Source organism: Motilibacter peucedani, assembly GCF_003634695.1.
In the GTDB taxonomy this organism is placed as follows: Bacteria; Actinomycetota; Actinomycetes; order Motilibacterales; family Motilibacteraceae; genus Motilibacter; species Motilibacter peucedani.
This window is the reverse complement of record NZ_RBWV01000009.1, coordinates 362289-374729: the sequence shown is the minus strand read 5'-3', so window position 1 is coordinate 374729 and position 12441 is coordinate 362289. Positions and strand designations below refer to the sequence as shown.

Here is a 12441-nt window from a genome sequence, read left to right as displayed (position 1 = left end):
CGATGGCAGCGACGCACGTGCCGGCCCGGCCGACGGTGCTGCACGTCGTCCTGTGGGCCCTCGCGGGGGTGTGCTCGTCGGCGACGCTGCTCGCCGCCTTCACCGCCTGGAGCCTGGCCGGCGTCGCGGGTGCCGTGCTCCTGGGCTGGGTCGCCGTGCGCCACCACGGCAGCGGTCGCGCTGCCCTGGGCCTGCTGCTGGGGCTCGCGGCCTGCCTGCTGCTCGTCGCCTGGCTCAACCGCAACGGGCCCGGGACCGTGTGCAGCACCGATGCAGCCGGGAGCACCACCTGCACCGACGAGTGGTCGCCGTGGCCGTGGCTGGCGGCCGCGCTCCTGCTCGCTGCGCTCGCCGTCGGCGGCGTCCTCGGCGCGCGGAGGGACCGCTCGGCCGGTCGGGCCGCTTCGCCGAAGCGTGCCCGAGGCCGGCGCCTTCCCGACTAGGATCGTCCACGGACGGTCCCCCGGACCCGCGCCACGACCGTGCCGCGACGAACTGCGACGAACTGCGGTGCTGGGCGAAGGGGCCGACGACGTGAGTGCATCGCCGCTCTGCCCTGGCGTCGACGGGGCCCGCGTCCCGGGCACCCGCGCGACCGACCGCCTCGCCCAGCTCGCCGCCCGCCTGCTCGGGTCGAGCTCCGGGCGGCTCCTGCAGCTCGCCGACGTGCCGACCGGCTCGCTCGACGCGCTGGTGGTGGCGGAGGGCGAGGCGCTCGTCGTGGTCGACGCCGCCGCCGACTCCCGCGTCCGCCGCCTCGACCCGGCGTCCACGGGCGCCTACGTCGGCGTGCCCCTCGCGAGGCTGTCCGGTGAGGTCGTCGGCGTGCTCTCGGTGTCGGAAGCCGGACCACGCGCGTGGTCCGAGGCCGACGTGGCGCTCCTGCGCGAGATCGCGGCCTCCGCGACCGCGGAGCTCGAGCTCGCTGCCCCTGGCGTCGATCCGGCCGCCCGGCGCGTGGCGTGGGAGCTCGCGGTGGACGCCGCCGGCGTCGGCACGTTCGACTGGGACCTCGTCACGGGCCGGCTCGAGTGGGACGAGCGGATGCTCCAGCTGTTCGGCTACGACCGCGACGGATTCGGCGCCAGCATCGAGGCGTTCGCCGCCGGCGTGCACCCCGACGACCGCGAGCGCGTCATGCGCGCGGTCGAGGGCACTGTCGAGACCGGCGGCGAGTTCGCGCTGGAGTACCGCGTCGTCCCGCCCGAGGGCGAGATGCGCTGGATCGTCGCCCGCGGCCGCGCGCTCGTCGACGAGCAGGGCAGGAGCACCCGGCTGCTCGGGGCCGCCTACGACACGACGCTGGCCCGCGAGTTCGACGCCCGCGTCTCCCGCGTGCTCGAGTCGATGAGCGCGGCGTTCTTCCTGCTCGACCGCGACTGGCGCTTCGCCTACGTCAACGCCCGGGCCGAGCAGCTGCTCGGCGCGTCGCGGGCCGACCTGGTCGGTGGCGGCATCTGGGAGCTCTTCCCCCTCGCGGTGGGCACCGAGTTCGAGGTGCACTACGCCCGTGCGATGGAGCAGCGCGAGGCGAGCAGCTTCGAGGCCTACTACCCCGAGCCCCTCGACGCGTGGTACGAGGTGCAGGCCTGGCCCGACCCGGACGGCGTCGCGGTCTACTTCCTCGACATCACCGCCCGCCGCCTCGCGCAGGAGAAGGCGGAGCACGCAGCCCTGCGCGCGACGCTCCTGGCCGAGGTCGCCACCGAGCTGACCAGCACGGTGGAGGCGGAGGTCGCCGTCGCCCGGCTGGCCGAGCTGGTCGTGCCGGCACTGGCCGACTGGTGCCTGGTCACCCTCGTCGAGGGCGAGGGCGCCCGCCCGGGCGCCACCCACCGGCCGCAGCTGCACGACATCGGCTACGCGCACGTCGACCCGGCCGCGCTGCCGCTGACGGTGAGGTACGCAGAGGTGCGGTTCGCAGCGCTGCTCGACGACGCGTACCTCTTCCGCTCGCTGCGCACCGGCACCACCGTGTCGCTGCGCGAAGGGGCCAGCGCCGCCCTGCGCGAGGTGCTGCGGCCCGGCACCGCGCGCGAGCTCGTCGCCGAGCTGGCACCGGACTCCTTCGTCGTGCTGCCGCTCAAGGGCGGTGGCCGGACGCTCGGTCTCCTCTCGCTCTTCAACGGAGTGGGGCGCGGGCCCATCACCGACGAGGAGCTCACGACGGCCCACGAGGTCGCCGTGCGATCCGGCCTGGCGCTGGACAGCTCGCGGCTCTACCGCCAGCAGCGCGACCTCGCCGAGGAGCTGCAGCGCTCGCTGCTCAGCGACCCGCCTCCGCTGCCGGGCGCCGAGATCGTCGTGCGCTACTCGCCTGCAGCCGAGGCCGCGCAGGTGGGCGGCGACTGGTACGACGCCTTCCGCCAGCCCGACGGGGGCCTCGTGCTCGCCATCGGTGACGTCGTCGGCCACGACACGGCCGCCGCTGCCGCCATGGGCCAGGTGCGCACCATGCTGCGCACCGTCGCTGCGACGACCGGTGCCGGACCCGCCGACGTGCTGCGCGCGGTGGACGGCGCGATGGAGACGCTGCAGGTCGGCGTCACCGCCACTGCGGTGGTCGCGCGCATCGACGACCTGCCGGGCGGCGGCACCACCGTGTGCTGGTCGAACGCAGGTCACCCGCCGCCTCTGGTCCTGCAGCCCGACGGAACCCTGCTCCAGCTGATGGCCGCACGTGCCGACCTGCTGCTGGGCATGGACCCGGGCAGCGACCGGGCCGAGTCGACCGTCGAGCTCGAGGCCGGGGCGACCGTCCTGCTCTACACCGACGGGCTGATCGAGCGGCGCGGCCAGTCGCTCGACGACGGGCTCGCGCGGCTGCGCGGGGCGCTCGAGGACCTCGCCGCCGAGGGGCTCGGCCTCGAGCAGCTGTGCGACGGGCTGCTCGCGCGGCTGCTGCCCGAGCGCACCGAGGACGACGTGGCGCTGGTCGCCGTGCGGGCTGGGACACTGGGGGGATGACCCCTCCTTCCGCGACCGGGCACCCGACGAGCGCCCGCAGCGACGCGGAGGTCCGCGAGTTCCTGCTGGCGCAGACGACGCTGCTGCCCGCACCGCAGGTGCCCGAGGTGCAGCTGCGCCAGGCACGCGACATGACCACGCTGTGGCAGCGCAGCCAGGTCTTCTTCGGCGTCCCCGACCTCGACCCGCCCTACTGGGCCGCCGCGTGGGCGGGCGGGCAGGCCGTCGCCCGTCACGTCATCGACCACCCGGCGCTGGTCGCGGGCCGTGCGGTGCTCGACCTCGCGACCGGCTCGGGGCTCTGCGCCATCGCCGCGGTGCAGGCCGGCGCGTCTCGGGTCACGGCCTGCGACATCGACCCGGTGGCCATGGTCGCGCTCGAGCTCAACACCGCCGCCAACGGCGTCGAGGTGCCCGGCCTGCTGGCCGACCTCACGGCCGGCCCGCCGCCCGACGTCGACGTCGTGCTGGCCGGCGACGTCTGCTACGAGCCGGGCATGGCCGGCGGGATCCTGGGCTGGCTGCACCTGTGCCACGACGCCGGCATCGAGGTGCTGCTCGGCGACCCGGGACGCGACTACCTGCCGGGCGACGGCCTCGCGGAGCTCGCCCAGGTCGAGATCACGGGTGACCCGATGCTCGAGAACGCCGGCGTCCACCGCGCGACAGTCTTCACCCTGCGCTGATCCACCTGCGGTCCTCACAGCGCCGGTGCTTCGCCCGACAAACCCTGTTTGCCTGCCCGAAACACGACCGGAACGGCCGGGCAAAGGGTCGCCGCCAGAGTCGGCAGCATGCCGACGACCGTGCCCACGCTGCCGGGCCCCACGGGCGCCGGAACGGCAGTGGGCGTCGACACGCACTGCCCCTACTGCGCGCTGCAGTGCGCCATGCACCTGTCGCCGGGACCGGGGCGCGAGCTCACCGTGCACGCGCGCGACTTCCCGACCAACCGCGGCGGCCTGTGCCAGAAGGGGTGGACGGCGGCCGAGCTGCTGACCACACCAGACCGCCTCACGACGCCACTGATGCGCGCGTCGCGCGACGCGCCGCTCGAGCCGGTGTCGTGGGACGTCGCGATGCGCCGCGTCGCGGTCGAGATGGGGAGGATCCAGCGTACGCACGGGCGCGACGCCGTCGCCGTCTTCGGCGGCGGTGGGCTGACCAACGAGAAGGCCTACACGCTCGGCAAGTTCGCGCGGGTCGCGCTGCGCACGAAGAACATCGACTACAACGGCCGGTTCTGCATGTCGAGCGCGGCGGCGGCCTCGACGCGCGCCTTCGGCGTCGACCGCGGACTGCCCTTCCCGATCGAGGACGTGGCGGCCGCCGATGCGGTCCTGCTCGTGGGCGGCAACTCCGCCGAGACGATGCCGCCGTTCGTCCGCCACCTCGAGGGCGCCGGGCGCTCGCTGGTGGTCGTCGACCCCCGCGCCACCGAGACGGCGAAGAAGGCACGGCTGCACCTGCAGCCCACGCCGGGCACCGACCTCGCGCTGGCGCTCGGGATGCTGCACGTCGCGCTCGTCGACGGCCTGGTGGACGACGCCTACGTCGCCGCCCGCACGTCCGGCTGGGAGGACGTCGCCCGCACCGCCGCGACGTGGTGGCCGGAGCGCGTGGAACGCACCACGGGCGTACCCGTCGGGGACCTGCGGCAGGCGGTGCACCTGCTGGCCGAGGCGCGTACGGCTGTGGTGCTCACCGGGCGCGGCGCCGAGCAGCACAGCAACGGGACCGACACGGTCACCGGCTTCATCAACCTCGCGCTGGCGCTCGGGCTGCCGGGGCGGCCGGGCTCCGGCTACGGCTGCCTGACCGGACAGGGGAACGGCCAGGGCGGGCGCGAGCACGGGCAGAAGGCCGACCAGCTGCCCGGCTACCGCAGCATCGAGGATCCGGCGGCGCGCGCGCACGTCGCGTCGGTGTGGGGCGTCGAGCCGGAGAGCCTGCCGGGCAAGGGTGTGTCGGCCTACGAGCTGCTCGACTCGCTCGGCCGCGACGACGGGCCGAAGGCGCTGCTGCTGGCCGGGTCCAACCCGCTCGTGTCCGCGCCGAACGCGCGGTCGGTGGCCGAGCGGATCGCAGCGCTCGACTTCCTCGTCGTCAGCGACTTCGTGCTCTCGGAGACCGGTGCCCTCGCCGACGTCGTCCTGCCCACGACGCAGTGGGCCGAGGAGGACGGCACGATGACCAACCTCGAGGGCCGCGTGCTGCTGCGCCGCAAGGCCCGGCCCGCTCCACCCGGCGTGCGCAGCGACCTCGAGATCCTCGCCGAGCTCGCCCGCCACCTGGGCTCGCCGGTGGAGCTCGAGGTGCGGCCGCGAGCGGTCTTCGACGAGCTGCGGCGGGCCAGCGCCGGCGGGCCAGCCGACTACTCGGGCATCACCTACGAGCGGATCGCGCTCGAAGGCGGCGTGTTCTGGCCATGCCGAGACAAGCACGACCCCGGCACGCGCCGGATGTTCCTCGACTCCTTCGCGACGCCGGACGGTCTGGCCCGCTTCGTCACCGTCGAGCACCGTGCGCCGGTGGAGCAGCGCGACGACGAGCACCCTCACTACCTGACCACTGGGCGGGTGCTTCACCACTACCAGAGCGGCGCCCAGACCCGGCGCGTGCCGGCGCTCGTGGCGGCCGCCCCCGAGGCGTTCGTCGAGCTGTCGTACGCACTGGCCGAGTCGCTCGGCATCAGCGCCGGCGAGCTCGTGCGGGTCACGTCGCGCCGCGGATCTGCGGTCGCACCGGCCCGGCTGAGCGACGACATCCGCGACGACACGGTCTTCATGCCCTTCCACTGGGCGGGGCGCGGGCGGGTCAACAGCGTGACCAGCGACGCGCTGGACCCGGTCTCGCGCATGCCGGAGTTCAAGGTGTGCGCGGTGCGCGTCGAGCGGGCCGGGCTCACCGCGGACGACGCCTCCGGATGAGGACCACTTTGCGCTGCCGAAACATGACGGACCCCGGCGGGCAAAGCGGCGCCGGGATCGTCTAGGGCATGGACACCGCACCGACGCCGCCGGCGAGCACGACGCAGGTCGTCGTCGTCGGCTACGGGATGGCCGGCGCGCGCCTGGTGGACGAGCTGCGCTCGCGGCACTCCGGTGACCTGCACGTCACCGCGCTGGGCGCGGAGCCGGCCGGCGCGTACAACCGCATCCTGCTCTCCAACGTGCTCGCAGGCGTGACCGGTGCCGAGGCGATCCGCATCGGCCCGCGCGAGCTGAGCGGTGTGGGCTACGAGGTCTGCACGGACGTCACGGTCGAGAGCATCGACCGCTCGGCGCGCAAGGTGCTGACCGACAAGGGAGCCGTGGGCTACGACGTGCTCGTGCTGGCGACGGGGTCGCGCTCGGTCGTGCCGGCGATCGCGGGGCTCTGCCGTGCGGACGGCGCGCTCCTGCCCGGATGCTTCACCTTCCGCACCCTGGTGGACTGCGACGGGATCGTCGCCGTTGCTGCCTCGGCCCAGAGCGCTGTGGTCCTCGGTGGTGGGCTGCTCGGCCTCGAGGCAGCACGTGGACTGGCCGGGCGTGGTCTTGCTGTCACGGTGCTGCACAGGGGTGGCCACGTGATGGACCGACAGCTGGACGCCGACGCGGGCGACGTGCTCGCGGCGAGCCTGCAGGACCTCGGCGTCGAGATCGTCACGGGGGCGGAGACCGTCCGCGTCAACGGTCGCGAGCACGTCACCGGCGTCGAGCTGTCCGACGGGCGGCGGCTGGCCGCCGACCTGGTGGTCGTGGCGACCGGGGTCGCTCCGGAGACTGCACTCGCCCGCTCGAGCGGCCTGACCGTCGACCGCGGCATCGTCGTGGGTGACGACCTGCGCTCCGTCGACGACCCGGCCGTCTTCGCGATCGGCGAGTGCTCGCAGCACGACGGGCAGGTGTACGGGCTGGTGGCGCCGGCGTGGGAGCAGGCCCGGGTGGTCGCTGACGTGATCACCGGCGCCGACCCGACCGCGCGCTACGCCGGCTCACGGCTGGTCACCCGGCTCAAGGCCAAGGGTGTGGAGCTCGCGGCGATGGGCGACACGACCGGCGACGCCGACACCGAGGTCGTGCGCTTCTCGGACCCGGCCCGGCGCGTCTACAAGAAGCTGCTGCTGCGGGAGGGTCGTGTGACCGGCGCGATCCTGCTCGGCGACACGGCCACGGCCGGGACCGTGACGCAGCTGTTCGACCGAGGCGCACGCGTGCCCGGCGACCCGCTGCCGCTGCTCTTCACGGGCCTCCGGCGCTCGGCCGCCGTGGTCGAGGACCCGGCGCACATCCCCGACCGCGCCACCGTCTGCACCTGCAACAGCGTCACCAAGGGCCAGATCACCACCTGCTGGCTCGCCGGCGCCCGCAGTGTGACCGCCATCGCCGCCGGCACCCGCGCCACCACCGGCTGCGGCGGGTGCACCGACACCGTCAAGGGCCTCGTCGACTGGCTGCACGCCAGCGACCCGGGGCCCGCTCCCGCCGATCCGCGCGCCCCCGCCGATCCTCGGCACGATGTGACTCCTTGCCAATCGGATTGGCAAGAAGTCACATCGTGCCAAACGAGGGGCGTGCCCAAACCCGTAGGAACCGGGACGAACCCGGCCGCCACCATGCAAGGAGCTTCGTCGTGACAGCGCACCTGGTCGTCGTGGGGAACGGGATGGTGGGGCAGCGGTTCGTCGAGTCGCTGCGGGCCCGCGACACGGAGGGCCGCTGGCGGGTGACTGTCCTGTGCGAGGAGCCGCGGCCAGCCTACGACCGCGTCGGTCTGTCGTCGTGGTTCTCCGGCAGCACCGAGGCCGACCTCTGCCTCGTGCCCGAGGGCTTCTACGACGGCGACCCGACGCTCGACCTGCGGCTCGGCGAGTCCGCGACGGCGATCGACCGGGACGCCAAGACGGTCACGACCAGCAGTGGCGACGTGTTGGCCTACGACTCTCTCGTGCTGGCAACGGGTTCGTACGCGTTCGTGCCGCCCGTCGAGGGTGCGGACCTGCCGGGCACCTTCGTCTACCGCACGATCGCAGACCTCGAGGCGATGAAGGCCCACGCATCGGGCAAGCGCACCGGCGCAGTGGTCGGTGGTGGTCTGCTGGGACTCGAGGCGGCGAACGCTCTCCTGGGACTCGGTCTCCAGACGCACGTCGTGGAGTTCGCCCCGAGGCTCATGGCCGTGCAGATCGACGAGGGCGGCGGCGCCACACTGCGCCGCAAGGTCGAGTCGCTCGGCATCACCGTCCACACCTCCACTGCGACGAAGTCATTGTCAGCAGGGCAAGACGGCGAGGTTGCGCGCATGGAGTTCGCCGACGGCGGCTCCATCGACGCTGAGCTCGTCGTCTTCGCCGCAGGTGTCCGCCCCCGCGACGAGCTGGCCCGCCAGAGCGGGCTCGAGGTCGGCCCACGCGGCGGTGTCGTCGTCGACGCCACCTGCCGCACGAGCGATCCCCACGTCTGGGCGATCGGCGAGTGCGCCTGCATCGAGGGCGGGGTCTACGGCCTCGTCGCACCGGGGTACGCGATGGCTGAGATCGTCGCGGACCGCCTCTGCGGCGGCGGCTCCAGCTTCCCCGGCGCCGACCTGTCCACCAAGCTCAAGCTGCTCGGCGTCGACGTGGCTTCCTTCGGCGACGCGCACGGCACGACCGAGGGCGCGCTCGAGGTCGTCTTCAACGACCCGGTGACGGGCGTCTACAAGAAGCTCGTGCTCTCCGACGACGCGCAGACGCTGCTCGGCGGTGTGCTCGTGGGCGATGCCACTGCGTACCCCGTCCTCCGCGCAGCCGTCGGCGGTAGGCTCCCCGGCACCCCTGACGCCCTGCTGGTCGGCGCAGGCGGCGAGATCGCCGGCCCCACGGGCAGCGCCCAGGTGTGCTCGTGCGCCAACGTGACCGCAGACGCGATCACCGAGGCGATCCACGAGCAGGGCTGTGCAGACGTACCAGCCCTGAAGGCGTGCACCCGCGCAGGCACGGGCTGCGGCAGCTGCGTGCCCCTGCTCAAGAAGATGCTCGCCGAGGCAGGCGTGGCCCAGAGTCGCGGCCTCTGCGAGCACTTCCCCGAGCTGTCGCGGGCCGACCTCTTCGACATCGTGCGGGTCAAGCAGATCTCGACGTTCAGCGCGCTGGTCGAGGAGCACGGGCAGGGCCGCGGCTGCGACATCTGCAAGCCGGTGGTGGCCAACATCCTCGCCAGCCTCGGCAACGGACACATCCTCAAGGGCGAGCAGGCGACGCTGCAGGACACCAACGACCACTTCCTCGCCAACATGCAGAAGGACGGCACCTACTCGGTGGTCCCACGCATCCCCGGCGGCGAGATCACCCCCGACAAGCTCATCGTCATCGGGGAGGTGGCCAGGGACTTCGGGCTCTACACGAAGATCACGGGCGGCCAGCGCATCGACCTGTTCGGCGCCCGCGTGGAGCAGCTGCCGAACATCTGGCGCCGGCTGGTCGACGCGGGGTTCGAGTCGGGGCACGCCTACGGCAAGTCGCTGCGCACGGTGAAGTCGTGCGTGGGCTCGAGCTGGTGCCGCTTCGGCGTGCAGGACTCGGTGGGGCTCGCGATCGACCTCGAGCTGCGCTACCGCGGCCTGCGCTCGCCGCACAAGCTCAAGGGCGGGGTGTCCGGCTGCGCCCGCGAGTGCGCCGAGGCGCGCGGCAAGGACTTCGGCGTCATCGCCACCGAGAAGGGCTGGAACCTCTACGTCGGGGGCAACGGCGGCTTCACCCCGCGCCACGCCGAGCTGCTCGTGCAGGACGTCAGCACCGAGGAGCTCGTGCGCACGCTCGACCGGTTCCTCCTCTACTACGTGCGCACCGCCGACCGCCTGCAGCGCACCGCGCCCTGGATCGAGGCGATGGAGGGGGGCCTCGACCACCTGCGCGCAGTCGTCGTCGACGACTCGCTCGGCATCTGCGACGAGCTCGACGCCGCCATGGCCCGGCACGTCGCGTCCTACTCCGACGAGTGGCGCGACGCCATCGAGGACCCCGCGACCCTCGCCCGCTTCACCTCGTTCGTCAACGCGCCGGGAGAACCCGACCGCGACATCGTCTTCGTTCCCGAGCGCGAGCAGCACCGCCCGGCGACGACCGAAGAGCGGGCCGCGCTGATCGCCGGCCCGCGCCTGGAGGTGCGTACGTCATGACCACCCTTCTCGAGCCGCCCACCACCACCGCTCGTACGCAGTGGCTCCCGGTCTGCCGGCTGACCGCCCTGCTCCCGGAGCGCGGAGCCGCCGCGCTGCTCGGCGCGACGCAGGTGGCGCTGTTCCGGCTCTCCACCGGCGAGGTGGTCGCCGTGGGCAACCGCGACCCCTTCAGCGGGAGCAACGTCATCTCCCGCGGCATCGTCGGCACGCGCGGCTCGGCGCCGGTCGTGAGCTCGCCGATGCACAAGCAGGCGTTCGACCTGCGGTCCGGCATCTGTCTCGATGCGCCGGACACGGCGCTGCCGACCTACCCTGTACGCGTGACGGACGGAGTGGTCGAGGTGGCGCTGGTCGCCGGTGGGCGCGACGAGCCCACGGGCAGACCGGGACCGCTGTGAGCACAGCCCTCACCGAGGCCGCGGTCGCCGGCGACGAGCCGGGCACGCCGGTCCTGCCCCTCGCGGGCTGGACCATCGGTGTGACAGCGGCCCGGCGCGCCGACGAGCTCGGCAACCTGCTCGAGCGCCGCGGCGCCAAGGTCGTCCACGCCCCCGCGATCCGCCTGGTGCCGCTGCCCGACGACGCCGAGCTGCTGGCCGCGACCCGCACCTGCGTCGAGACGCCGATCGACCTCGCCGTCGCGACGACCGGCATCGGGTTCCGCGGCTGGGTCGAGGCGGCCGAGGGCTGGGGCCTGGGCGAGGCGCTGCTGGAGCGGCTGTCGGCGGCGCGCGTGCTCTGCCGGGGGCCCAAGGCACGGGGGGCCGTGCGCGCCGCTGGGCTCGTCGACGCCTGGTCGCCCGCGTCGGAGTCGAGCTCCGAGGTGCTCGAGCACCTGCTGGGCGAGGACCTCGAGGGCCGCCGCATCGCCGTGCAGCTCCACGGCGAGCCGCTGCCCGACTTCGTCGAGGCCCTGCGCGCCGCGGGCGCCGACGTCGTCGAGGTGCCGGTCTACCGGTGGGAGCCGCCCGAGGACACCGCCCCGCTCGTGCGCATGGTCGAGCAGGTGCTCTGCGGTGCGCTCGACGCGGTGACCTTCACCAGCGCGCCGGCGGTCGTCAGCCTCCTGCGCACCGCCGCCGCGAGCGGTGACGAGGAGCGGCTGCTCCAGGCGCTGCGCACCCGTGTGGTCCCCGTGTGCGTCGGCCCGGTGACCGCCGCGCCGCTCGAGCGGCGCGAGGTCCCGACCGTCCAGCCGGGCCGCGCGCGCCTCGGCGCGCTGGTGCGCGAGCTGGGCGAGGTGCTGCCCGCACGGTCCCCGGGCGTACGGGTCGCCGGCCACGCGCTGCAGCTGCGCGGGTCCGCCGTGGTGGTCGACGGGCGGCTGGTGCCGCTGCCGCCGGTGCCCATGGCGCTGCTGCGTGCGCTGGCGCACCACCCCGGGCGCGTCGTGTCCCGTGCCGAGCTCCTCAGGGCGGCACCCGGCGGCGCCACTGACGAGCACGCGGTCGAGATGGCCGTGACCCGGCTGCGCTCGGCGCTGGGCGACCCGCGCTGCGTGCAGACGGTGGTCAAGCGCGGCTACCGGCTGGCCTACGACCCGGTCGACGCATGAGCCGGCACCCCGTCGTCGTCGCGGCGCACGGCACCGCCGACGTCGCCGGTCAGCAGACCGTCGAGGCGGTCGTGGAGCGCGCCCGGCTGGCGCTGCCCGGCCGCGAGGTGGTCGTCGGCTACCTCGACGTCATCACCCCGACCGTCGGCGACGCGCTCGCCGCCCTCGACGCCCCCGCCGTCGTCGTGCCGCTCCTGCTGGCGCCCGGCTACCACGTCGACGTCGACCTCCCGACGGTCGCCGCGGCCGCCGGCCACCCGGTCACGTGCTCGGCGCCCGTCGGCCCCGACGCCCGGATCCTGCACGCCGTCCTGCGCCGGCTGCGCGAGGCCGGCTACCGCGACGGTGACCCCGTCGTGCTGGGAGCCGCCGGCTCGTCCTCGCCGCGCTCGGCCGCGGCGACCGCCCAGGCGGTCGAGTGGCTCGCCGCGCTCACGGGCGGACCGGTGCTGGCTGCGTACGCGTCGGCCTCCCCGCCCACGCCCGCCGAGGCCGTCGCGGCGCTGCGCCGGGAGCACGGCGGGCGCGTCGCGCTCGCGACCTACCTGCTCGCGCCCGGCTTTTTCGCCGACCGCATGCACGACGCGGGCGCCGACCTGGTCAGCGCCCCCATCGGCACCGCCGACGAGCTGCTCGAGGTGCTCGTCGAGCGCGTCGCGGCCGCCGACGAGCGGGCGCCGGAGCTCGCTGGCCGCTGACCTGCTGATCGCCGGAGGTTTCGATCTGGTCACTTCGGGCGTCTCGGCGATCTGAATCGGTCATCCGGCGATACT

General features: G+C 74.2%; 9 protein-coding genes. All 9 read left to right on the top strand.

The genetic code is table 11. From position 1 onward, the window contains the following. Positions 1-2 precede the first annotated feature (2 nt). The 9 genes from CLV35_RS03295 (at position 3) to CLV35_RS03255 (ending at position 12366) form a co-directional block, all read left to right on the top strand. Positions 3-443 (top strand): hypothetical protein, encoded by a 441-nt coding sequence (locus CLV35_RS03295; RefSeq protein ID WP_147431857.1) that lies wholly within the window; start codon positions 3-5, stop codon positions 441-443. Positions 444-534: 91 nt separating this feature from the next. Next, a complete protein-coding gene (locus CLV35_RS03290) occupies positions 535-2967 on the top strand; it encodes a SpoIIE family protein phosphatase (RefSeq protein WP_183061645.1) in 2433 nt (810 codons plus the stop codon). Continuing rightward, positions 2964-3653 (top strand): class I SAM-dependent methyltransferase, encoded by a 690-nt coding sequence (locus CLV35_RS03285; RefSeq protein ID WP_121191965.1) that lies wholly within the window; start codon positions 2964-2966, stop codon positions 3651-3653. Before CLV35_RS03290 ends, CLV35_RS03285 begins: the two co-directional genes overlap by 4 nt. A gap of 108 nt (positions 3654-3761) precedes the next feature. Next, positions 3762-5897, top strand: coding sequence for a molybdopterin oxidoreductase family protein (locus CLV35_RS03280; protein WP_121191964.1), 2136 nt, complete (start codon positions 3762-3764; stop codon positions 5895-5897). A gap of 68 nt (positions 5898-5965) precedes the next feature. Further along, positions 5966-7588, top strand: a complete 1623-nt coding sequence (locus CLV35_RS03275; protein ID WP_121191963.1) for an FAD-dependent oxidoreductase — start codon at positions 5966-5968, stop codon at positions 7586-7588. Between the two features lie 29 nt (positions 7589-7617). Beyond that, entirely contained in the window at positions 7618-10110 is a 2493-nt protein-coding gene (gene nirB / locus CLV35_RS03270; protein ID WP_183061707.1) for a nitrite reductase large subunit NirB, read from the top strand. After that, positions 10107-10511 carry a nitrite reductase small subunit NirD gene (nirD, locus tag CLV35_RS03265; protein ID WP_121191961.1) on the top strand — a complete coding sequence of 135 codons (405 nt, stop codon included), beginning with the start codon at positions 10107-10109 and terminating at the stop codon, positions 10509-10511. The genes nirB and nirD overlap by 4 nt, the downstream gene beginning before the upstream one ends. Beyond that, positions 10508-11668 (top strand): uroporphyrinogen-III synthase, encoded by a 1161-nt coding sequence (locus CLV35_RS03260; RefSeq protein WP_121191960.1) that lies wholly within the window; start codon positions 10508-10510, stop codon positions 11666-11668. Before nirD ends, CLV35_RS03260 begins: the two co-directional genes overlap by 4 nt. Beyond that, complete coding sequence (locus CLV35_RS03255; RefSeq protein ID WP_121191959.1) at positions 11665-12366, top strand: sirohydrochlorin chelatase; 702 nt, start codon at positions 11665-11667, stop codon at positions 12364-12366. The genes CLV35_RS03260 and CLV35_RS03255 overlap by 4 nt, the downstream gene beginning before the upstream one ends. Positions 12367-12441: the final 75 nt, after the last annotated feature.

Coding starts and splice junctions, on each gene's coding strand:
- CLV35_RS03295 (WP_147431857.1), top strand. CDS start 3: ATGGCAGCGACGCACGTGCCGGCCCGGCCGACGGTGCTGCACGTCGTC.
- CLV35_RS03285 (WP_121191965.1), top strand. CDS start 2,964: ATGACCCCTCCTTCCGCGACCGGGCACCCGACGAGCGCCCGCAGCGAC.
- CLV35_RS03280 (WP_121191964.1), top strand. CDS start 3,762: ATGCCGACGACCGTGCCCACGCTGCCGGGCCCCACGGGCGCCGGAACG.
- CLV35_RS03275 (WP_121191963.1), top strand. CDS start 5,966: ATGGACACCGCACCGACGCCGCCGGCGAGCACGACGCAGGTCGTCGTC.
- nirB (WP_183061707.1), top strand. CDS start 7,618: ATGGTGGGGCAGCGGTTCGTCGAGTCGCTGCGGGCCCGCGACACGGAG.
- nirD (WP_121191961.1), top strand. CDS start 10,107: ATGACCACCCTTCTCGAGCCGCCCACCACCACCGCTCGTACGCAGTGG.
- CLV35_RS03255 (WP_121191959.1), top strand. CDS start 11,665: ATGAGCCGGCACCCCGTCGTCGTCGCGGCGCACGGCACCGCCGACGTC.